Source organism: Fodinicola acaciae (assembly GCF_010993745.1).
Taxonomy (GTDB): Bacteria; Actinomycetota; Actinomycetes; order Mycobacteriales; family HKI-0501; genus Fodinicola; species Fodinicola acaciae.
Genome location: NZ_WOTN01000004.1, coordinates 1110815 through 1133589 on the forward strand (window position 1 = coordinate 1110815; position 22775 = coordinate 1133589).

16 protein-coding genes are annotated in these 22775 nt (G+C 66.2%); 10 read left to right on the top strand and 6 right to left on the bottom strand.

The window, feature by feature from the left end; genetic code table 11:
* Positions 1-11: 11 nt before the first annotated feature.
* Positions 12-467, top strand: coding sequence for a cupin domain-containing protein (locus GNX95_RS40725; RefSeq protein ID WP_246281963.1), 456 nt, complete (start codon positions 12-14; stop codon positions 465-467).
* Positions 468-475: 8 nt separating this feature from the next.
* Here the strand turns inward: GNX95_RS40725 and GNX95_RS40730 are convergent, their stop codons facing one another.
* A complete protein-coding gene (locus tag GNX95_RS40730) occupies positions 476-1099 on the bottom strand; it encodes an L-threonylcarbamoyladenylate synthase (RefSeq protein WP_163513469.1) in 624 nt (207 codons plus the stop codon).
* A gap of 9 nt (positions 1100-1108) precedes the next feature.
* The gene (locus tag GNX95_RS40735) at positions 1109-3118 is read right to left on the bottom strand and encodes a hypothetical protein (RefSeq protein ID WP_163513471.1); all 2010 of its coding nucleotides are present in this window, start codon (positions 3116-3118) and stop codon (positions 1109-1111) included.
* Positions 3119-3310: 192 nt separating this feature from the next.
* Here GNX95_RS40735 and GNX95_RS40740 point away from each other — a divergent pair, with 192 nt between their 5' ends.
* On the top strand, positions 3311-3940 hold the full coding sequence (locus tag GNX95_RS40740; protein ID WP_163513473.1) for a TetR/AcrR family transcriptional regulator: 630 nt from the start codon (positions 3311-3313) through the stop codon (positions 3938-3940).
* 239 nt (positions 3941-4179) lie between these two features.
* Positions 4180-4926: a hypothetical protein gene (locus GNX95_RS40745; RefSeq protein WP_163513475.1), complete on the top strand. Its 747-nt coding sequence runs from the start codon at positions 4180-4182 to the stop codon at positions 4924-4926.
* A 29-nt stretch (positions 4927-4955) separates the two neighbouring features.
* Here the strand turns inward: GNX95_RS40745 and GNX95_RS40750 are convergent, their stop codons facing one another.
* Positions 4956-6167 carry an MFS transporter gene (locus GNX95_RS40750; RefSeq protein ID WP_222854308.1) on the bottom strand — a complete coding sequence of 404 codons (1212 nt, stop codon included), beginning with the start codon at positions 6165-6167 and terminating at the stop codon, positions 4956-4958.
* 91 nt (positions 6168-6258) lie between these two features.
* Between GNX95_RS40750 and GNX95_RS40755 the strand changes: the two genes are divergently transcribed.
* Positions 6259-6825, top strand: a complete 567-nt coding sequence (locus GNX95_RS40755) for a TetR/AcrR family transcriptional regulator (protein ID WP_163513847.1) — start codon at positions 6259-6261, stop codon at positions 6823-6825.
* On the opposite strand, the gene GNX95_RS40760 is transcribed toward GNX95_RS40755, so the two are convergent.
* Positions 6802-9879 (bottom strand): DUF8189 domain-containing protein, encoded by a 3078-nt coding sequence (locus tag GNX95_RS40760; protein WP_163513477.1) that lies wholly within the window; start codon positions 9877-9879, stop codon positions 6802-6804. The genes GNX95_RS40755 and GNX95_RS40760 overlap by 24 nt on opposite strands.
* Before the next feature lie 109 nt (positions 9880-9988).
* Between GNX95_RS40760 and GNX95_RS40765 the strand changes: the two genes are divergently transcribed.
* The 4 genes from GNX95_RS40765 (at position 9989) to GNX95_RS40780 (ending at position 15307) form a co-directional block, all read left to right on the top strand.
* The gene (locus GNX95_RS40765; RefSeq protein ID WP_163513479.1) at positions 9989-10828 is read left to right on the top strand and encodes an alpha/beta fold hydrolase; all 840 of its coding nucleotides are present in this window, start codon (positions 9989-9991) and stop codon (positions 10826-10828) included.
* 67 nt (positions 10829-10895) lie between these two features.
* Complete coding sequence (locus tag GNX95_RS40770) at positions 10896-13052, top strand: terpene synthase family protein (RefSeq protein WP_163513481.1); 2157 nt, start codon at positions 10896-10898, stop codon at positions 13050-13052.
* A gap of 591 nt (positions 13053-13643) precedes the next feature.
* On the top strand, positions 13644-14396 hold the full coding sequence (locus GNX95_RS40775; RefSeq protein ID WP_163513483.1) for a VOC family protein: 753 nt from the start codon (positions 13644-13646) through the stop codon (positions 14394-14396).
* A complete protein-coding gene (locus GNX95_RS40780; RefSeq protein WP_163513485.1) occupies positions 14396-15307 on the top strand; it encodes an aldo/keto reductase in 912 nt (303 codons plus the stop codon). The genes GNX95_RS40775 and GNX95_RS40780 overlap by 1 nt, the downstream gene beginning before the upstream one ends.
* Here GNX95_RS40780 and GNX95_RS40785 read toward each other — a convergent pair.
* Positions 15304-16029, bottom strand: a complete 726-nt coding sequence (locus tag GNX95_RS40785) for an SDR family NAD(P)-dependent oxidoreductase (RefSeq protein ID WP_163513487.1) — start codon at positions 16027-16029, stop codon at positions 15304-15306. The genes GNX95_RS40780 and GNX95_RS40785 overlap by 4 nt on opposite strands.
* A gap of 140 nt (positions 16030-16169) precedes the next feature.
* On the opposite strand from GNX95_RS40785, the gene GNX95_RS40790 reads away from it, so the two are divergent.
* Both GNX95_RS40790 and GNX95_RS40795 read left to right on the top strand, forming a co-directional pair.
* A complete protein-coding gene (locus tag GNX95_RS40790; protein ID WP_163513489.1) occupies positions 16170-18734 on the top strand; it encodes a family 78 glycoside hydrolase catalytic domain in 2565 nt (854 codons plus the stop codon).
* A gap of 88 nt (positions 18735-18822) precedes the next feature.
* Positions 18823-21405, top strand: coding sequence for a glycoside hydrolase domain-containing protein (locus GNX95_RS40795; RefSeq protein ID WP_163513491.1), 2583 nt, complete (start codon positions 18823-18825; stop codon positions 21403-21405).
* Between the two features lie 55 nt (positions 21406-21460).
* Here GNX95_RS40795 and GNX95_RS40800 read toward each other — a convergent pair whose 3' ends face one another.
* On the bottom strand, positions 21461-22462 hold the full coding sequence (locus tag GNX95_RS40800; RefSeq protein WP_163513493.1) for a chitinase: 1002 nt from the start codon (positions 22460-22462) through the stop codon (positions 21461-21463).
* Positions 22463-22775: the final 313 nt, after the last annotated feature.

Consider the following 22775-nt stretch of genomic DNA (forward strand, 5'->3'; position numbering starts at 1 on the left):
GGAGGGTGACGATGGGTGAGCGTACGCAGGCGGTGCTGCGGCCGGCCGGGGATGGCGAGGCGATCCCTGGCCCGGGCGTGGAGATGCTGTTCAAGATCGTCGGCGACCAGACCGGCGGCCGGTTGTCGCTGCAGGAGTTTGTCGTCGAGCCGGGCGCGCCGGCCGTACGGCCACACATCCACTGGCAGCACGACGAGTATTTCTACGTGCTGGAAGGCGAGCTGACCGTACACACCGGCGACGGTGAGACGGCGGTCGGTCCGGGTGGCCTGCTCGCGGCCGTACGCGGCTCGGTGCACGGTTTCCGTAACGCGACCGACCGGCCGGTCAAGGCGCTGTGCGTCTTCGCGCCGGCCGGCTATGAGAACTACTTCCGCGAGGTGCACGAGGCGATCATGGCCGGCGAGACCATGACCGACGAGCGGATGGCCGAGCTGCGCGCGAAATACGCCTCGGAAACGGTGTAGGCCAGGCCCTAAACCTCGAAACGCGTCGGGTCGCCGGCGCCGTAGCGAAGGATTTCCGGCTCGTTGTCGGAAAAGTCGACGACCGTGGTCGGCTCGGTGCCGCAGTCACCCGAGTCGACCACCGCGTCGACCACGTGGTCGAGCTCCTCCTTGATCTCCCACCCCTGCGTCATCGGCTCCTCGTGGTCGGGCAGCAGGAGCGTGCTGGTGAGCATCGGCTCGCCGAGCTCCTCCAGCAGCGCCTGCGCCACCACGTGGTTGGGAATGCGTACGCCGACCGTCTTTTTCTTCGGATGCATCAGCCGCCGTGGCACTTCCTTGGTCGCCGGCAGGATGAACGTGTAGCTGCCCGGCGTCGACGCCTTGATCGCACGGAAAACCGCGTTGTCGATCTGCACCAGCTGACCCAGCTGCGCGAAGTTGTGGCACATCAGGGTGAAGTGGTGCCGGTCGTCCAGGTGCCGGATCTGCCGGATCCGGTCCAACCCGTCTCGGTTGCCGAGCTGGCAACCGAGAGCGAAGCAGGAGTCGGTCGGATACGCGATCAGGCCGTCCTCCCGTACGAGTGCGGTCACCTGCGCGACCGCACGCTTCTGCGGGTTCTGCGGATGGACGTCGAAGTACTTCGCCATAAGCGCAGCTTAGGCCAGCGAAATCTCCGCATGCATCGGGCCGTTGTTGTTCAGCGTCCACCCGCTCTGGGTCTCGAATCCGGGGTTGGCGAAGGTGAACCCGACCGTCTCCAGGTTGTCATAGCCGACATCGACGCCATAGTCGCCGACACCGTTCAACTCACACAAGGAAAAGTCGAAGACCACACTGCTTTCACCCTTGAGGAACGAGGTGACGTCCATGTGGTTCCACAGGCCCTGGCCGTTCATCCACAGCGCCGGGTCGACCTGTACGTCCATTCTGGACAGCAGATGCTTGCCGCTGCTGTTGGTGATGTACACGTCCTTGGCGTGGTAGTTGTAGCCGGAGCTGATCGCGTAGTTCTGGTCGAACATCCAGAACGAGAGCTCATAGCGCGGCGAGTTGGGGTCGACGGTGACGCGCTGGCTGGCCGAGGTGCACATGCCGGCCGAGGTGGCGGTCTTCTCCGGCAGGCTCAGCCTGAGCCGGCCTTTTCCATACATCGAAAGGTTTTTCACGCCGGTCGGTCCGGTGCTGACCGGCTGCTGCGTGCCACCCCAGCGGGCCGCGATGGCGTTGCGGATGCGCACCGGACGGTCGGCGAACCACACGTCCTGCGACGGCAGCAGGGAGTCGGCCGTACGCGCCAGGGTCCAGCTGTGCGGCGTCTCGAAACTCGGGTCCGGCACGGTCATGCCGGTCGCCTGTACGCTGTCGAAACCGACGTCGACGGGGAAGCTGCCGACGCCTTTTCGTTCCAGCAGGCGGAAAGTCAGCGTCGCCGAGGTTTTCCCGTGCAACAGCGGATAGAGCTTGTCGTTGCCGACGGTCGCCGAGGCCCAGCTGTAGTTGGGGTCGTCCTCCACGTCGGATTCCCACACCACGGTGTCGTTGATCAGCGCCTGCTTGATCTGGTATCCGACGACCGCCTGGACACGCGCGTTTTCGTCGTAATGGGCGAAAGAAAGCTGGTAAGAGTCGGCGTTGGGATCGACCGTGATGCGCTTGCTGCCCTGTTCGTACGAGCCGGTCGGCGTGGGCGTGTTCTTCGGCACGATCAGGCTGAGCCGGCCGTTGCCGGTCTGCGCCAGGTTGTCGGAGTTGACCTGCGGGTCGTCGGTGATCGGGGCGCCGTAGTTGATGATGCCCTCGATCCAGCCGTTGTCCACGTACGGCTTGGCGCGGTCCATCACCTGGCCGACGTAGTCCTCGGTCGGCGCGAGCGGCGCGTCGAGGAACCGGCCGGCGTAGATCAGCAGCAGCAGCTGCAGGTTTTTCGATTGTGTGTGCGCGAGAATCTGGTCGAGCTGCTGGGTCACGTAGCCGGGATCCTGGGTGTTCCCGTTGGTGCCCAGATACGGGAAGATGATGCCGTCGACGACACCGCTGATCGTGGACAGCTCGCTGTCGTTGAGCGCGTTGCCGAGATAGAAGGTCGTGTAGAAGCCGAGGTTCGGGTTGATCGCCTGCGAGGTCGAGCGCAGCTGCGTCAGATAGTCGCGGGTGAACAGCTGGCGGTTGGCGTCGGCGGCGAAGAAGTCGTCGATGGCCCACGCCGTCACGTTCGGATACTGCACCGACAGGTTGGCGATTTCCCTGGCCCAGCTGACAAAGTCCATCTTGTACGGCAGCGGGCAGTTGCCCGGCGGGTTCGTCTGGCATTCCGACGGCGGCGCCAGATAGATCCAGATGTTCAGGCCGGCCTGCATCGCCGCCGGCGCGAACTCCAGCCGCAGGTCGTCCCAGTCCTTCGGGGAAACCCAGACGTCGTAAAGGAAAGTGTTCAGACCCATCGCCTTCAGCTTGGCGATGGTGGCCGGCGTGTTGATGTGCCGGAAGCCGTCGGCGCGCGGCTGTGTCTCGTAGATGGTGGTGCCAACGGTGTTGCCAGTGCCCTTGCTGGCCTTCAGGCCGCCGGCCGGGATGGCCGCGTACGTACGCGCCGCGGCGTGCACCGCGACCGGCGGTAAGACGAGCAAGAGCGCGAGCAGAAGCAACGGGATACGACCGACACGCATCGCGGCCTCCTGGTTACGGCGACGGGACCAGGGACGTTGTACTCCATTCCTTCGACTTAGTAAATACGTCTACGAGATATCGAACGAACAGGTCGCACACTTTGTGACAATGTTCAAACCGAACTGAATGTTCGGTTCGGATAGGTGGCGACTGGAGCGCCCGCGGTTGTGGTGTCTGTCAGGCTGACCGGCGTGACCGTACCTTTGCGTGGCCGCCAGGCTGAGGCGCGCCGCAACGACGACCGGATCGTACGTGCCGCGCGCGAGGTGCTGGTGGCCGACGGCGCTGGCGCGTCGATGGCGGCGATCGCCAAGCGCGCCGGCGTCGGCGTCGCGTCGCTTTATGCGCGCTTTCCCAGCAAAGAAGAGCTCATCCGCGTGGTGGCAATTGCCGGCATGCGCAGCGTCATCGGCTATGCGCGCGCCGCCGCCGACGAGCCGGACGCGTGGAAAGCGTTTGACACGTTCATGCACCGGTGCGCGGAGTCCGGCGAAGGCGCACTCGTGGGCTTGGCCGGACATTTCGCGCCAGACGAGCAACATCTGGCCACCGTCGACCAGCTGCACGACGCGCTCGACGCGCTTCTGGTGCGGACGAAGGAAAACGGCGATCTCCGTGCGGACCTCACACCGGCCGACCTGTGCCTGCTGTTGACCGAGCCGCCGGTGCGGCATCCGGTCGACCTCGGCCGCACGCCGGAGTTTCGGCGTCGGCACCTGGCGATCGTGGTGGCCGGCCTCAGAAACACCGGCGAGGCACTGCCGGGCCCGGCGCCGGCCTGGTCGGATCTGCGGGATTTCTGGACGAAACCGCATCAGTAGAGGTGTACGAGGCCGAGGCCGGCGATCGTGGCACTGAGCCGCCGCCGAGTGCGATGACGACCTCCGGCGCGATCGTACGCGCAACGGCGGCACCTTCGTCGACAGGGCGGGGAGAGGGATTTGCCGGAATCGCCACTTACCTGACGGCGACTTCCGGCATCTCTGCGACACGGGGCCGGTGAGTCCGTACAATCCGATTTCGCATCGCTTGGGCCGGACGTACCGGAAGTGACGGACAGATGAGACTCTCCGAGCTGCTGGATCGCTTCGCTCCCGGCTATTACTGGCGCCGCCGACGGCTCCGCCAGCTGCTGGTCGGCGCGGGTGCCGTCGCCGTGCTCGGCCTGGCCGGCTGGCTCACCGTGTCGATGACGTCCGGCCCGGCGCCGGTCAGCCGCCAGCAGCCGCCGGCCGCGGAGGCGCCGGCACCGGCCACCTCGCAACCGGTCACGCCGTCATCGCCCGCTCCTTCGCCGACGCCCTCGCGCACTCCGGCCAACCAGAGCGGGCAGCAGCCGGCCGCCGGTGGTGGCTCCGCTGGCTCGGGCCACCATCAGGCGCCGCCGACGCATCGTCCGCCGCCGCGTACGACACCGCCGTCAAGTCAGCCGCCAGCGCACACACCGCCGTCGCACACGCCGCCAGGCAACGGCAACGGCGGCGGAAATGGCAACGGCAACGGTCATGGCGGTGGTCATGGCGGTGGTCACGGCGGTGGCCAAGGCCCCATCGGCGGTCCGATCCTCGGCCCGATCGGTGGTCACGACCAAGGCAACGGTCACGGCCAGGGCAAGGGCCACGGCTTCACGCCGGCCGACCGTCGCGTCGACCGCTCGAGCGGCCGCGGCCCGAAGGCGTACGGTCCGCAAGGTCCCGAGGCACACGGTCCGAAGGCGCACGGCCACGGTGGTCACGGCCGCTTCGAGGCCGACATCGGACGGGACTTCTGGGCGACCCTGCTGGCGCTCTTCCTCTGGCAATACTGACCCCGCCGCGGCCGCTCGCCCCGACGATGTCAGTCGGCGGCCGCCGGGGCGACCGCGCGGCCGGCGGCCAGCACGACCGCTGCCAGCGACAGCACGATCACCGCGATCCCGAAGATCATCGCGGTCGTGGTGAGGCCGATGATGCCGACCAGCGCGCCGGCGAGCACGGACGGCACGCTGAAGGCCAGGTAGTTGACCGTGTAGACGGTGGCGAACAAGGCCGCGCGCTGGTCCGGCTCGGCGAGCGCCGACACTGCGGTGAACGCGCCTAGGAACGAGCCGCCGAAGCCGAGGCCGGACAGGATCGTGCCGGCGAAGAACAGCCAGGTGGACGTGGTGCTCAGGCCGATCAGCGTGACGGCGAGGCCGACCGGCAGGATCAGGCCCCCGCGCACCATCAGCCGCCGCGGGGCACGTCCGCGCGCCACCATCGAGCCGACCGCGCCGGCTCCCATCACGGCCGCGACGACCAGGCCGCCGACCAGGTGATCGCGTACGCCGAGCACGCTGGCGGCGATCGACGGACCGAGCGACATGAGGAAGCCGACCACCGACCACGAGCCGATCATCGTCGGCATCACGGCGAGGAAACGGCCAGCGGAGCCGGCTGGGACGGCGACGCGTGGCCGCAGCGACGCGACCGCGCCGGGCCGGCCGCCGGAGGTCTCCGGCACCAGCAGCATGGCCACGATGCCGGCCACGAACAGCGCGGTGAGCAGCACGAACACGAGTACGGTCGGGGCCGGCAGATATTCCACCAGCACGCCGGCGAACAGCGCGCCGGCCGCCAGGCCGATCGCCGGCGTCGCGCTGTTGACCGGCGCGGCGGCTCCGGGACGCGGTTGCAGATCGACCAGCGACGCGCTGATCGCGCCGGTCGCCGCGCCGGTCGCGAGACCCTGCAGGACACGCGCCGCGACCAGCCAGCCGACGTCCTGCGCGCCGATGAAGACCAGCATGGAGACGGTTTCGGCGGCCAGCGCCGCGATCAGTACGGGCCGGCGGCCGATATGGTCGGACAGTGCGCCGGTCACCATCAGCGCGGCCAGCAGGGCGATCGCGTAGACGCCGAAGATCACCGTCAGGACGATCGCGGAGAAGTGCCATTGTGCCTGGTAGACGACGTAAAGTGGAGATGGCGTCGCGGCCGCGGCCATGAAGGCCAGCTGGATCGCCGCGAGGACCCAGAAGGAAGTCGTACGCGGCAGCCGGACGGCTGGCCGCTGAACTGTGGTGGTCACGGGACTCCTAAAGCAAAAGTGTTTGCTTTAAGGGAGCGTACGACGCCACCGTTAAAATAGCAAAGATCTTTGCGTTAACATCGGCGTTGTGATGCAGACGAGGCCCGGTGGACGCAGCGCGCGCGTGCAGGCCGCGGTGCACCAGGCCGTGACCGACTTGGTCTGCGAGCGCGGCGCCGACCAGGTGACCGTGCCGATGGTCGCCAGCCGCGCCGGCGTCAACCCGACGACCGTCTATCGCCGCTGGGGTTCGGTGCCGGCGCTGCTCGCCGACGTGGCCGTCAAGCAGGAGAGCGACCTGCCGGAGCCGGTCGGCGACCTGCGCGTCGACCTGCCGGCGTACGCGCGCTGGGTCTATCGCGACTTGTCGCGGCCGGGCGGCATCGCGTTTTTCCGCGCCGAGGTCGCCGCCAGTGTGGACGACCGCAAGGAAGGTATGCGCCGATGCCACCAGCGGTGCGTGGAAATCCTCGACGAGATGCTCCAACCCGCCCGTGACAACGGCGCGACGATCCCCGATCTGCAGGTGCTTTTCGACCGGTTGGTCGCGCCGATCTATTCGCGGATCGTCTTCAGCGTCAGCGGCACGGACGAGGCGTACGCGGGACAGCTCGCCGAGGATCTCCTTGACGAATTAGAGGGTCTGCACGCCCTGTAGTACTAGCCGGCCGTCGATCACCGTGTAGAGCTCGGAGACCTTGCTGCCGGGATGGAAGATCAGCACCGGATCGGCCGCCGACTCGCCAACGGGACGCCAGGTGTTTTCGCGCAGCAGATGGAGTTTCCCGTCCGCCGTACGGCCGACGACATCGACGCCGTCCGGTGTCTCCACCGCGCGCAGGCCGACGAATGCCGGCGATTCCAGCGATCGCCACGATCCGCCGAATTGTCCACAGTGGACGTGGCCGTCGGTGTCGAGTCCGTAGATCCGCACGGCCCCGTCGTGATGGACCGGCACGGCCGTCGCGAGTGTCGCGCCGGCGAGCAGCCAGCCGCCGTGGTCGCGGTTGATTTTGAACGTACGCCTCAGTTGTCCGGCTTCGTCGATGGCATAGATCTCGGTGCGTCCGGTCGTCCGGTTGTACGCGACGGCCGGCGGCGCGCTGAACGTGACCGGCCGGATCCGTTCCCACGGCGTGTATCCGTGCCGCAGGTCGAGCGCGCTGCGGTGATAGACGTGGCCGTCCACACCGAGCACATAGATCTCCACCTCCGCCGCCGTCACGTCATAGACGACCGCCGGGTCGCCGACAAACTCCACGTCGCCGAGCGACCGCCACGGTCCGCGCCCGGTCTCCGCGTGGACGTACGCGTGCACCAGCCGGTTTTCCGTCGACCGCGCATAGATTTCCACCGCGCCGGTGGCTGGATTGTCGACCGCGACCGGGTTTCCGGCGACCAGCTGTTCGTCGAACTGTGACCACGGTCCGGCGCCGGCGCGCTGGTCCACGTACGTCTGGCGGACGAGATCGTCGTCGCCGCGCCAAAAGACCTGCACGACATTGAGCAGCCGGCTCGCGACGACCTGGCTGCCGGCCGCCGCCGGGCCCTCCGGCAGCGCGGTCGGATGCGCGATCGACTCGAACTCGCTGACGACCTTCTCCGGCAGGCCGGGCCGTTTTTCCACCGCCGGAAAGAACGTGTGGCCGGTCAGCTTGATCATGGCGCCGAGCAGGATGGTCGCGTTGGCCCAGCCGGTCTCCACGCAGTACGGTCCCCAGCCGATGTCGGCGTTGCTGCCGAAATACTCCCAGTTGGCGAAGTCGAACGACCGCATCCAGGCACCGGACAGTGGCGAGTCGTCATCGATCTGGATTCGCGACAGATAGTCCAGCACGCCGGTCGCCAGCTCGTCGAAGACCGGCTCGCCGGTGAGCTGGTGCGCGATCGGCAGTGTCCACGCCGCGAAACCGAGCGTGTAGAGCTGGTCGGTGATCGGGTCGCCGTTCTGCTGCACGATCGACTGCTCGTCCAGGCCGTACGCGAAGTTGCTGGTCGGGTTGCGACCGTCCCATTCGGCCAGCGCGCCGCTTTCCGGATCGCGGCGCTCCATCAGGAAGTCGGCGATCCTCATGATGACGTCACGGTATTTGCCGGTGTAGTGATAGGCGCCGAGCAAGGGCAGCAGAAACCTGATGTATTCGGTCGTGCGGCTGGTTTCCAGTCGCATCCGGGGAAACTCGGCCGCCATGTGATCGAGCCCGCGGATCGCGATGTCCAGATAGCGCTGGTCGCCGGTGGCCGCGTACGCGAACAGGTAGGCGACGTGCGGTGCGCTTTGCCAGTGTGCGCTGACATCCAGGTTGTCGGTCAGCGGCAGCGTGGGGATCTCGTCCCAGCCGTGACCGATCAGATAGGACGGCGTACGCCACGGGTTGACCTGCAGGCCAAACTCGGCGTCGGCCGTCCGCATCAGCGACTCGACGCCGCGCAATCCCTGCGAGACAGCCGAATCGTCGGCGCGCTGGATGCCGTCGGCCAGCACGAACGCGGAGATCCAGCCGTCGTCGTCGGAGAACAGGTTGTCCATCTCGACCAGCGTTTTCCAGTATTCGCGGGTCTCCCAGGCGCCGTAGACGGCCGTACGGTCGAGCACCTGCATCCGGTCGCGTACCAGCCGCAGCAGGTTGTCGCCGATCGTCCGATAGCGCTTGTCGCCGGAAAGCTCGGCGTAGAGCCGAAAAGCGTACGCGTTTTCCACGTAGCAGTCGCCGCGTCGTACGCTCCGGAACGGATGCTCGCCGTCCGGCTGGACCTCGCTCATGAAGCCCTCGGCGATGCCGGCCGAGCCGTCCGGCCGGTCGAAGAACATGCCGGCGCGGTCATACCATTCGACGCAGCGGTCGAGCATCCGCCGATAGCGCTGTTCTCTCGGTGACACCTGGATGCGGACGTTTTCCTTACCTACCGCGAAAACATGCTCGCCGTCCGGCAGGTTCAGCTCGGCGGACTGCCATTCTCCCGGCGCGACCTCGGTCAGCGGCACGTCCGAGGTCACCGGTTGCGGTGACGATACGAGGATGCGCACCGGTGTGCCGGACGCGGCCCATTCTCGCGGCGAGGTGCGGACGCGTACGACCGGAGGCGCGTCGATGCCGTGCAGAGACGCCAGCAGGCCACGTACGAGCTGCCGCCACCGTGCCGCCAGCCGATAGTGGCCGTGTTGGAAGTTGCTGAGAGCCGTGGTGGCGAAGAGCAACGAGCCGGAGCCGAGCGGAATCTCCAGCAATGCGGGCAAAGACTCGTCCGGCGGACCGAAGACCGCGGAGTAGACGCCGGCGACGCGACCGTACGACAGCAGCTCCGTCGCGTTTTCCGGGGCTGTCACCGGCAGCAGCCACGACTGGTGCTCGTCGAAGAGCGTCAATGCCTCGAAGCCGGCGACTTCCTTGTCGGTCACGAAAATACGCTCGACGCCGGACGGTCGCGGCTCGCCGGCGGTTGGCAGGCCTGGTCCGGTCGCGTACTCGACGTATGCGCGGCCACCGGCGCGGACGAACTCGGCGACCTGGTGGCCGATCGTGGTCGGCGCCGGCGCCGCCTGGCGATAGCCGTCCGCCAGCACGATCACCGCCCGGTGGGCCGACAGGTCCACTGTGGACAGGTCGGTCAGCGGCCGCGACTGGTGGTCTATGCCGAGGTCGTCGAGGATCGGCAGGAAGCCGTCGGCGGTCGCTGGCTCGCCGAACACGGCGGTCGTCGTCTGGTCCATCCGTCGAGTCTGCTGATCGCGGCCGGCCGCGCGCAACGAAGCGGATGAGACCAGTGTGATGAGTTTCGGCGGGCCCGTACGTATCAGGTCGTGACGGAAGGAGTCAGATATGAAGGTGAACGGTGTCGACCTCTGTGTGCGGACCCTCGGCGACCCCGCCGACCCGGCGCTGCTGCTCATCGGGGTGACCGTGCTCAGCTGGCCTGACGAGCTGTGTGAGCGGCTGACCGGCCGATATGTGATCCGCTATGACCTGCGCGATGCCGGCGAGTCGACCTTCGCCGACCCGGACGCGCCGGCCTACGACCTGCGTGACCTGGTGACCGACGCGTCCGCGCTGCTGACCGCTTTGGGGGTGGAGCGCGCGCATGTGGCAGGTGTCGGCGTCGGTGGCTTCATCGCGCAGTTGCTCGCGCTCGACCATCCTGAGCAGGTCGCGTCGCTGACGCTGGTCTCCACGCGGCCGGTCGCGCCGGGTCCGGTCGACGCCGACCTGCCAGATCACGCGCCGGAGCTGATGGGGCTGCTGTTCGGCGCGCCGGAACCGGACTGGACCGATCGGGACAGCGTGGTCGACTACATGACCGGGATGGCGCGCGGAATGGCCGGTTCGCGCGGTTTCGACGAAGCCGACGTACGCGCCACGGCCGGCCGGATCTTTGACCGCGCGGGGGCATCCGCCAAAGCACAACGCGCGAGCCACCTCGGCACGATGTTCGCCGCGATCGACTGCCAGCCGCGGTGGCGCGAGCGTCTTCGCGAGATTTCGGTGCCGACGCTGGTCGTCCACGGCGACGAGGACGGGTTTTTCCCGCTTGGCAACGGAGTCGCGCTGGCCAAGGAGATCCGCGGCGCCGAGCTGTTGACCCTGGATGGCGTCGGTCAGGGGCTGCCGCGGGTGACCTGGCCGGTTGTCGCCGACGCGATCCTCCGCGTTGGAGCCAACTAAAGTTGGCGGATCACGACGCCGTGCGCTGGACGATTCACTCGACGTAACCGATCTTCGGAGGGTGTGGATGTCGGCGCAGGCGTTCGTGTTGCCGCGGTTCTATCTGCCGTATCCGGCGCGCCGCAATCCGAACGTCGAGCGGGCTCGCGAGCACAGCATGCGGTGGGCGCGCGAGATGGGGATGCTCGACTCGCCGACGCCGAGCGGTGGAGTGGTGTGGACCGAGCTGGCGTTGGCGAAGATGGACTATGCCGGCATGTGTGCCTACACGCATCCGGACTGCGACGGACCGACGCTGGACCTGGTCACCGACTGGTATGTCTGGGTCTTCTTTTTCGACGACCACTTTCTCGAGCTCTTCAAGTATTCGCGCGATCAGTCCGGTGCGAAGGCACATCTGGACCGGCTTGAGCTTTTCATGACCGACTCGCCTCCCGCGCCGGAGAATCCGGCCGAGGCGGGGCTGAAAGACCTGTGGGGTCGTACGATCCCGTCGATGTCGGATGGTTGGCGCTCGCGTTTCGTGACCAGCACACACAATCTGATGGTCGAGTCGATGTGGGAACTGGAGAACATCGAGATCGGCCGGATCGCCAATCCGATCGAATACGTGCAGATGCGCCGTCGGGTCGGTGGTGCGCCGTGGTCGGCAAACCTGGTGGAACTCGCCGCCAATGCCGAGGTGCCGGACGCGATCGCCGCGACCCGGCCGCTGGAGGTGCTTCGCGACACCTTTGCCGATGCCGTGCACCTGCGCAACGATCTGTTTTCGTACCAGAGAGAAGTGCAGGAAGAAGGGGAAAACTCCAACGCCGTCCTGGTTTTCGAACGTTTTTTCGAATGCTCGACACAGGATGCCGCTGATCTCACCAACGACCTGCTCACCTCTCGGTTGCAGCAGTTCGAAAACACCGCCTCGACCGACGTGCCGCTCCTGCTCGCCGACGAGGTTGTTCCACCCGAACAGCAGCTCGCTGTCGCCGCGTACGTGAAAGGCCTGCAGGACTGGCAGGCCGGCGGCCACGAATGGCATGCGACCTCCAGCCGCTACATGAACGAGACGGTCGCGCCAGCTTTTGGTGGCAACGCTTTGGGGACCGCTGCCGCTTCGCTGCTCATTGGTCTTCGCGGTCGGATGCGCGAGCACGCGCACACTCCGTACAAGCCGACCGGGCCGCTTCCGCTTCCGGAGATCCCGATGCCCTATGAGGCGAGGGTGAGCCCGCATGAGGAGGCGGCACGGCAGGCGACGCTCGATTTCGCCCGCAGGTCTGGATTCTTTGACGGCCTTGTCTGGACCGAGCAAAAGTTCGCCGGTTTTGACTTCGCACATTGTGCTGCCCGGATCAGCCCCGAGGGCGATGTCGATGGCGTCACGTTGAGCACCGACTGGCTGTCGTGGGGCACGTATGGGGACGATTATTTCCCGAAGATCTTCCGCGGGGATCTGCCGGCCGCGAAGCTGCAGACCGACCGGCTGAGGCTGATGATGCCGCTGGACGACAGCGACATCGCCTCGGAGCCGGAGAACGCTCTCGAATGTGGTCTGCTGGAGCTGTGGAGTCGTACGGCTGCGACAATGAATGCGAAAAGTCGCCGGCTCTGTCGTCGCGGTGTCGACCGGATGCTTGACGGGATTCTGTGGGAAATCAAGAACACGGCGGAGAACCGCATCCCTGACCCGATCGACTATGTCGAGATGCGCCGGCGTTCCTTCGGTGCTGACCTGACGATCAACGTCGGCCGTTTCGCGCACCTCGATGACGTGCCGGAAGCCATCTATGACACGCGTACGCTGCACGAGTTGGAGACCGCGGCGCAGGACTATGCGTGTTTCGTCAACGACCTTTTCTCGTATCAGAAGGAGATCCAGTTCGAGGGGGAGGCGCACAACCTCGTCGCGGTGGTGGAAAACTTCCTGTCCGTTGACCTGATGACCGCGCGTGACATCGCCGCGAAACTGATGACCTCGCGGCTGGAACAGTTCGAGCACATTGTCGGCGCCGACCTGCCGAAAATGTACGCCGACTTCGACCTCGCCGAGCCCGTGCGCGAGGCAATAGACCGGCACGTTGTCGGTCTATGGGACTGGATGGCGGCCGTACGGTCATGGCACTATCACACGATCCGCTATGGCGAGGCAGAGCTGTGGCGTGACCGGCGGCCGGATTTTCCTTTCCTGCCAACCGGTCTCGGCACTTCCGGCGTACGGATGTTCAGTTAGCGTCGACGACGTACGTGCGGCCGAGTGGTGAGGTCCAGGCGTACCTGCCTGGCGTCGCCTGTGTGAGGTCCCAGCCATGGTGGGTTTTGCATTCATGGTGAAACTTGCACAGGGGTTTGAGGTTGTCGGCCGAGGTTGGGCCGTCCGGAAACGGGACGGTGTGGTCCAACTCGCAGCTTCTGGCTGGCCGGTTGCAGTTGGGGAAGTTGCAGGTGGGGGTGTTGGCTCTGACGTAGTCGGCGAGTGCGGGGTTGGGCTTGTACTCCCTAAACCCAACCACCTCTCCACCGCAACAATCGACGCCCCAACCACCCACCCAACGCAGGAAGCGACGCCCCCCAACCACCTCCCCGACATAACACCCGACGCCACCTCCCTAACGACGACGCAGCACCCCAACCACCTCCCCACCGCACGATGCGACCCCCAACCACCTCCCACCCACCACCTCTCGACCGCAAACACGCCTCGCCCTTCCCAAACCCTGAACCACCTCCCAACCCACTAATTGACAGCGCTCTCACCACTCCTCGGTTCATCTATCTTCAACACAAGACCCGACACCCGCCCCAGACCCTCCGGAGAACCCTCATGGCAGAGCTAACCCACATCGAGATCGGGGTCCGCGACCTCGACCGTTCGACCGAGTTCTACTCCGGACTGCTCACCTTTCCGCCAGCCGAAACCTCGACCGACCACGCCGGTCACCGCGTGCAGACCCTCGGCACCGGACCCGGCGTGATCCGCCTCGTCGAAGTCGGTGACGGCCTGCCGAACAACTGGCAACGCGACGACCTGCAGCTCGGCATCCGGCATTTCGGCATGAAGGTCGCCGATGTCGACGGCTGGTCGGCGAGGCTCGCCAAGGCCGGTGTGCCGTTCGCGGCGGAGCCGTTCGACGCGTTCGGCGGCGTACGGATTTCGTTTTTCTTCGACCCGGACGGCGCATATCTGGAGTTCGTGCAGGGTTACGTCCAGCACAACAACCTGTTTTCGGCCCAGCTCGCACAGGCCGAGATCGACGCTGACCGGGACTGGGACGGACATCCGCGTTTCGACCATGTCGCGGTGACCGTGCCGGATCTGGCCGAGGCGTTGGCATATTACGCCGACGGTCTCGGCTTCGACAGGATCGGCCAGCTCGTACGTCCCGAGGACGAGCGCGGCTTCCTGATCACCAATCTCCGCGCTGGACCTGGTGTTCTGGAGGTTTTCACCTACGGGGAGCCGACACACCATCGGGACGGCGTCGGCGAGCCGGACCGCCTCGGCCTGCGGGCCATCGGTGTTTCCACGGACCGCACCGAAGTCGGCCCCGGCGACGTGCCGGTGAAGGGCAGCTGATGTCGCTTCCGTTACGGCAGCTGGGAAAAACCGGACTGCGTGTGACGCCGGTCTGCGTCGGAACCGGTGTCCTCGGCGGCATGGCCGAAATTTTCGGCTACGATGTCGACACCGATCGCGCCGTGGCGACCGTACGCGAGGCGTTGCGCGGTCCGATCAACTTCCTCGACACCTCGGCCGGATATGGCGGCGGCGAAAGCGAACGCCGCGTCGGGCTCGCTCTTGCCGACGGCATTCCGGACGGTTTCGTGGTCGCCACCAAGGTGGATCCGGATCCGGGGACGGGCGGCTATGCCGGCTCGGACGTACGCAGGTCGGCCGAGCGGAGCCTGAAGCGGCTCGGCCTCGACCGGTTTCCGTTGCTTTACCTGCACGATCCGGAACGGATCGGATTCGAGGCGGCGATGGCGCGAGGCGGTGCGGTCGAAGAATTGGTGAAACTGCGTGACGAAGGCGTCGCCGAACACCTCGGCGTCGCCGGCGGACCGGTCGACCTGATGACGCGGTTTGTCCACACTGGACTGTTCGACGTCGCGCTGACCCACAACAGGTTCACGCTGCTCGACCGGTCGGCCGAGCCATTGATCGCGGCGGCGACAGCCGCCGGTGTGGCGGTCGTCAACGCGGCCGTCTTCAACGGTGGGATGCTGGTGAAGGGGCCGCGGCGACAGCCTCGCTTCGCATATCGGACGGCCGATCGCGAGATTGTCCAGCGTGCGCGGGAGATCCAGCGAGCGTGCGCGACGTTCGGCGTGGAGCTCGGAGCTGCCGCGTTGCAGTTTTCCTTACGTGACAAGCGCATCAGCTCGACGGTGGTCGGCGTGTCCAGGCCGGAGCGGATCGCTCAGACCGTACGCTGGGCCAGCGAGCCGCTGCCGGACGAGCTGTGGCAGGCCCTCGACGCCCGCTAGCCGGCACCGAGCAGCTCCGGAGAACGACCGGGCCGCAGCACCATGACGCGGCCGGAAAGACTGTCGTCGCTGACCAACTCGATGACAGCGTCCGTGAGCACGTCGAGCGGAATCGGTGGCGGAGCGAGCGAACGCTGTCCGTGGCTCATCGCGGCCAGCTCGGCCTCGGCGCGTTCGGTCCGGATCCAGTCGGGGACCAGGCAGTTGACGCGTACGCCCGGCAGGTCGGTCAACGTCGAGGTGAAGCGGATCAGGCCGGCCTTCGCGGCCGCGTATTCCGGCCAGCGGTAAGGCGTGTGGCCGATGCCGGCGGTGGACGCGATGTTGACGACGACACCGCCGGAACGCAATGACGGCAACGCAAGCTGGGTCGCGAGCATCGGAGCGCGCAGATTGACCGCCAGCACGTCCGACCACTGCGCCACGGTCGCTTCCGGAAACCGCGCCGCCGGTTGTCCGCCGCCGGCGTTGTTGACCAGAATGTCGAGACCGCCGAGTTTTTCCTTTGTGGATGCGATCATCCGCTCGACCTCGGCGTCGTCACGCAGGTCGACTCGGATGAGCTCGCCGCGGCCGATCCGCCGCCTGGTTTCCGCGCAACCGTCCGCGTCGATATCGGCGAGCGCGAGCCGCGCGCCTTCTGCCGCCAACCGCTCGGCAATGGCACGCCCGCTGCCGACCGCCGCTCCGGTCACCAATGCCACTTTTCCGGCAATATCCATGGACCGCAGTCTGCCATCGCGGTGTGACACTCTCGCGGATGCCGGTCTCGAACGCCCGAGGAGGGCTTGACAGCGGCCCTTCGTGCGGGGTGTAGTCGAGGTCACAGTCCCAGTTGAAACGTATCAACGGAGCGATCGCGATGACTGCACCGAGCCGGCTCCAGGTCGAACATCTCGTCGAACCGTTCGGCATCGACGTGGCCTCGCCGCGGCTGTCGTGGTGGTTGCCGGCCGGTACGAGCCGGCAGCTGGCCTACCAGATCCGCGCCGGTGCCTGGGATTCGGGCAGGGTCGAGTCGGCGCGGAGTTTGCTGGTGTCATATGGCGGACCGGCTTTGTCGTCTGGGCAACGGGTTTCCTGGCAGGTCAAGGTGTGGACCGAGCAGGGGGAGAGCGACTGGTCCGCGCCGAGTTGGTGGGAAATGGGCTTGCTGTCCGTGGACGACTGGTCCGCGCAGTGGATCGAGCCGTACGAGCCGGCCACCGACCAGCGGCCTGGATACGTTCTGCGGCAGGGGTTTTCGCTCGCGAAGCCGGTCGTAAGGGCACGTGCTTATGCCACCGCACACGGCATTTACGAGCTGTTCCTCAACGACGAACGCGTCGGCGACCAGGAGCTGTCACCGGGTTTCACGTCATATCGCCACCGGCTGCAGGTGCAGGCGTACGACCTGACGGATCTGCTTGCCACCGGCGAAAACGCGGTGAGCGCGGTGCTCACCGATGGCTGGTATCGCGGCCGGACCGGCTTCGGCCGGTGGCCGAACGGATACGGCGACCGGGTGGCTTTCCTGGCGAAGCTGGTCATCGAGCACGACGACGGCACGCGTACGGTCGTCGGCACCGGTCGGGGATGGCGGTCGCGGACCGAAAGCATCGTGGCGGCCGACCTGATGGACGGCCAAATCGCCGACTTCGACCGGCCACCAGGCGAATGGCACGACGTTGTCGTCGCGAAATCGCAGGATTTCGCACATCTCACCACCTCGCCGGCTCCGCCGGTGCGTCGCGTCGAAGAGATCCGGCCGAGATCGGTCACCACCCTGGCTGACCGCCAGATCGTGGATCTCGGCCAGAACATCAACGGCTGGATTCGGCTGGCCAATCCGGGTGGCGACGTGACGCTGACTCACGGCGAGGCCGTGGACGCCAGCGGTGATGTCACCATGGACCACCTCGCCGGCATGGACTTCGCCACCGGACAAGCACTGTCGTCCGGCCAGGTGGATCGCGTACGCGGAACGGCCGCGGTTTTCGAGCCGAGGCACACCACCCATGGTTTTCAGTACGTACGTGTGGAAGGCCAGCGGGTCACCGCCGACGACGTGACCGGAGTCGTCGTGCACACCGACCTGCGCCGGACCGGCTGGTTCGAATGCGACGACGACCGGATCAACCGGCTGCATGAGGCAGCGGTCTGGAGTTTTCGCGGCAACGCCTGCGACATCCCGACCGACTGTCCGACCAGAGAGCGCGCCGGCTGGACCGGCGACTGGCAGTTGTACGTGCCAACAGCAGCCTTCCTCTACGACGTCGCCGGCTTTTCGGTGAAATGGCTGCGAGACCTGGCCGCCGACCAGTACGGCGACGGCGCGGTGCCGCAGTTCGCGCCGTTTCCACCGGACGCGATCGACGCCAGCAATCCGTTGGCGACGCTGCGCACGTCCGCCGGCTGGGGTGACGCGTCGGTCATCGTGCCGTGGCAACTTTGGCGCGCCTACGGCGATCTGGACATCCTTGAGGAACAGTTTCCGTCAATGACGGCCTGGGTCGACTACGCGGCCAGGATGGCCAGAGAAAACCGTCATCCCGACCGTGCGGCGGCGCGGCCGCGGGCACGCGCGTACGAGGAGTTCCTGTGGGACACCGGATTTCACTGGGGTGAGTGGCTGGAGCCGGGCGAGGAGCCGGCGCTGGACCCGACTCGCGACAACGGTCACATCGCCACCGCCTTCCTCCACTATTCCGCGCGGCTGCTGGTGAAAATCGGCCGGCTGCTGGGCAAGGACGTCGATGAGTACGAGCGGATCGCCAACGGCGCGCTGGAGGCGTGGCGCTCGGAATATCTCGGCGCCGACGGCACGGTGACGCCGCCGACGCAGGCAACCTACGTGCGAGCGTTGAAAATGGGGCTGATTCCGGAGGAGTTGCGGGCGTCGGCCGCCGACCAGCTGGTGAAGCTGGTACGCGCCGCGGACACCCATCTGGGCACCGGTTTCCTTGCCACGCCTGACCTTCTGCCGGTGCTGGCGGACAACGGCCACCCGGATGTCGCGTACGACCTGCTGTTCCAGGACAGCGCGCCGGCCTGGCTGCCGATGATAGACAAGGGCGCGACGACGATCTGGGAGGACTGGGACGGGATTTCGGCGACCGGTGAGCCGAAAGCGTCACTCAATCATTACAGCAAAGGCGCGGTCATCTCGTTTTTGCACACGCGTACGGCCGGCATCCGGCTGCCGGAGGATCCCGGTGACGCGCCGGCCTACCGGAGGTTCGTGGTCGAGCCGGTGCCCGGCGGCGGCCTGACCAGCGTGTCGGCGCGCCACGACTCCCCGTACGGCCGGATTTCGGTGGATTGGCGGATCACCGACGGACGCTTCGCCATGGATGTGAAGATCCCACCTGGCACGAGCGCGCAGGTGCGGCTGCCGGACGGCAGCACCGCGGAGGCGCCGGCCGGGCGGCACACGTACGCCGTATAGCGGTATACAACTGGTCTACTCCAGATCGTTGGCCGGATCGCGGGTGATCGCAATGATGGACCCCGACCCACAGCCATCTGGAGGTTCCATGCGGCGAAGGTTTGTCGGCGCAACAACAGCACTGGTCCTCGGTTCGACGGTTTTGCTCGGCGGCGCACAGGAAGCCGCCGCGGCACCGGCGAACGTGTGGACCGAGACCGCGTACGCGAGTGTTTTCAAGGACAGTGGTCCATCGGCGGACGCCGGTCGGGCGGTGCGGCTGGACACCGGGAAAAACGACTACGAGGCCGGCCAGGTCGTCCTCCGGATGGACCGGGCGTTTTCCATCGAACGGGTGGATTTCTCCGCGCTGCGGTCCGGCCGCGACAGCATCGCGGCGAGTAACCTGTCCTACAACTTCGTCGGCTATGAGCACCTGAACAACAACTCGGCCTTCGGCACGCAGGACGTCAACCCGGTGATCCGTACGGCACCAGGAGATTTTCCGGACCGCCTGCTCAACGACAGGCACCTCGACGTGCCGGCCGGCCAGACGCAGTCGATCTGGGTCCGCGCGTACGTGCCGGCGACGGCGGCTGCCGGGATTTACTCCGGTGACGTGAAAGTGAAGACCAGCAGCGGCGACGTTCGCGTGCCGATCTCGGTCAACGTACGCGATGTGACGATTCCGCCGTCGAAGAGCGGCGACTTCACCAACGTGCTGTGGCAGCTGTTCACCGGCAACATTTCCTACGACGAGGGCCGCGGCGACACGGTCGCGCTGTATTACAAGTACAACCGCTACACCGACAAGTGGTGGAACCTGATCGACAACGTCGCCGAGACGATGAAGCGCTATCGGACCAACGAGCTGTCCGTGCCGGTCGTGCGGCTGCTGATCGACGGCGGAAGCTCGGTCGACGACAACGGAAACTATCACTTCAACTGGAGTCGCTTCGACCAGGTCGTCGAGCGTTTCATGAGCCATGGTGGCGTGAAACGACTGCAGGGCTTCTGGCAGAGCGGGCGGCACGGCAACGATCCGCCGTGGTACACCGAGGTGATCGGCAAGGACAGCAACGGAAACGCGATCCGCTCCTTCCCGGAGACCGACACCGCGACCACCGACAAGTGGCTTTCGCAGTACGTGCCGGCGCTCAGGCAGCACATCCAGGCCAAGGGCTGGGCGCCGATTTTCCAGACGCAGATCACCGACGAGCCGTCCAGCCAGTACGACGAGGACCACTGGAAGGCGATGGCCACCAAGATCCGCTCCTACTGGCCGGACATCAAGATCGGCGACGCGATCTTCAGCGAGCCGGTGGCCTCACATCTCGCGCCGCTCAACGACATCATGATCCCGGAGGAGCTCAACTACAACACGACTCCGGCGGTCTATGACGCGGAACGCAAGAAGGGCAAGGATCTCTGGCTCTACAACTGCATCATCCCGGTCGGCAACTACCTCAACCGGCTCATCGACCAGCCGGAATGGAACCAGCGGCTGACCATGTGGTATGCCTACAGCAAGAACATGAACGGCTATCTGCACTGGGCCATGAACAACTGGCAATACGACATCGACGCGCAGGCCAGCAAGGGCGACGGTTTCATCGTACGGCCGGACCTGGTCAACAACACCGTCGAGGTGTCGCCGCGTTACGAGTCGCTGCGCGATGGCATCGAGGACTGGGAAGTCCTCAACATTCTCGGCAAGAAAAACCTCGACCTGGCGCGCGATCTGGCCGCCGCGGTCGTGCAGCGCGCCGACAAGTACTCACCGGACACGTCCTACATGCAGCGGATCCGCGCGCTGATCCTGGACGCCGCGGCCGGAAAGCCGCTGAGTGACGTGGCGCTCTTCCAGAACGCCACGGCATCCAGCCAGGCGGCCGGTTTCGAGGCGGGCAAGGCGGTCGACGGCCGGTCGTCGACCGGCTGGCGGCCTGGCGGCACCGGCGAGCAGTGGCTGCAGGTGGATCTGCGCCGGCAGGCACAGGTCGACGGCGTACGGCTGCACTGGGGAAGCGCCTTCGCCAAGAGCTATCAGGTGCAGATTTCCTACGACGGCCGGCAATGGGCCACCGCGTACGCGACGACCAGCGGCAACGGCGGCGACGATTTCGTCGGCATCAATGGCAAAGCGCGATATGTCAGGGTCGTGGCCAACGCCGACACCGCATACGAGCTGACCGACCTGCAGGTGTCCGGGTTCCGGCTCGGCGAGCAGAATCTGGCCGGCGGGAAGTCCTACACGAAGACCTATCCGGACGGCACCGTCGCCACCCCGTCGGCGCGTTTTCCGGACTCCGGCAACGAAGCGACCGACGGCCTGCTCGGTGACGCGTGGGACGACGGTCGTGCCTTCGGCTACGAGCTGAAGCCGGACCAGAAGATCACCGTGAACGTGACGGTCGATCTTGGCTCGGTGCAACGGATCAGCGAGGTACGCACCCACGCGTACGAGGAATATCCCTACTACCGGCCGGATCTGACCACGTTGTCGACCAGCGTCGACGGCGTGCACTTCACCCCGATCGGCCAACTGTCCGCGGTCAACGGTGAGTCGCAGGTCTGGTATGACTTCAGTTTCGCTCAGACCAAGGCGAAGTTCGTCCGGCTGACCTTCGACAAGACCGGCACGCCGAAAGCGTCCGGCATCTTCATCGACGACATCGAGGCGTACAACTAGAAACGCGGCAGACTGGCCCCGGGGGGTCACGCCGGGGCCAGTCGCTTTTCCATTGTCAGCCGGTGAAACCGGCGGTAATGGACGTGAACTGCCAGTTGCTCTGGCTGATGCCGCTGCAGTTGGACACCACACCGCCGCCTGGACACGGCCGGTCTCGGTTGACGGCCCAGTAGGCGAGCCGGGCGAGGTGGTGGCTGTTGGCCCAGTCGCGGATCCGCGTCCAGGTCTGCGGGCTGGTGAGCTCCTGCTGGTCGGACAGGCCGTTCATGCCGGAAATGCCGATGTGGGCGTACGCGGTGGCGTCCGACCAACCGAAGGCCGACTTGAGCCGGTCGCGCAGGCCGTTGGCGGCGTTGACGGTGTTGCCGTACATGTCCGAGCCGCCGCCGAAGTCGAACGGCATGATCGTGAACACGTCGATGTTGGCCCCCAACGCCTTGGCCTGGTTGATCAACCGGACGCCCGGGCTGGTCGGGCCGGTGGTGGACGTGCCGAAGGTGACGATCGTCTTGATGCCGGGGTTGTTGGCCTTGACCGTCTTCAGCGCATTGAGAATCCGGTCCTGCACAACGTTGTTCTCGAACTCGTCGGTGTTCTCGATGTCCATGTCGACGTATTTCAGGCCGTACGCGTTGATCACCTTCTGGATCGCGCCGGCCAGTGCGCTGGCGCTCGAGCAGTTGGGGCCGAGCTTGTTGCCGCTCCAGCCACCAAATGACACCTCGACATTGCCGCCGGCGTTCTTGATCGCGTTGATCGTCGACTGGTCCGTGCCGCCGGTCAGTGGCCGGCTGCCATCCCACGCCGGATTGCAGCCACCGCTGGACAACATGAACGCCATCGTGAAGGCGCGGATGCCGGTCGAGGACATCACCGAGGTCGCGCTCGGCGGATTTCCCCAGCCGAGATAGAGATACGGCGCGGCCATCGCGCTGGCCGCCAGCCGCGGCGCGGCATGGCCGGATGTGGCCGCGGTCGCTGAGGCGCCCGGTAACAGGGCCAGCGCCGCTGCCGCGACGGCCGCTGAGGTGAGTGCACGGTGAATCCGGGATTTCATGGGATTCTCCAGACATAGGGGAGGAAAGTGCGTGCGCTGAACCGGTTGAGCCATCTCCCCGTCGCACTGGCCGGCCTGGACGGGGGATGGTTGCGCAAGAGCCTGGATGATCCACGGATACCTGTCAAGACTTCATCGTTTTTGTTGATATGGCCGGATTTACGAACCAGTAAATACGAGCTATTGACCGCGTACGGACAACGGGATTATGTTCCTGCTCGAAAGTAGCGGTAAACGAACAGTAACGAGCAGACGAGTCCTGACACCGCTCGCCGCGACCTTTCTCGCCGACCGCCCGGCACACCCGCCGAGG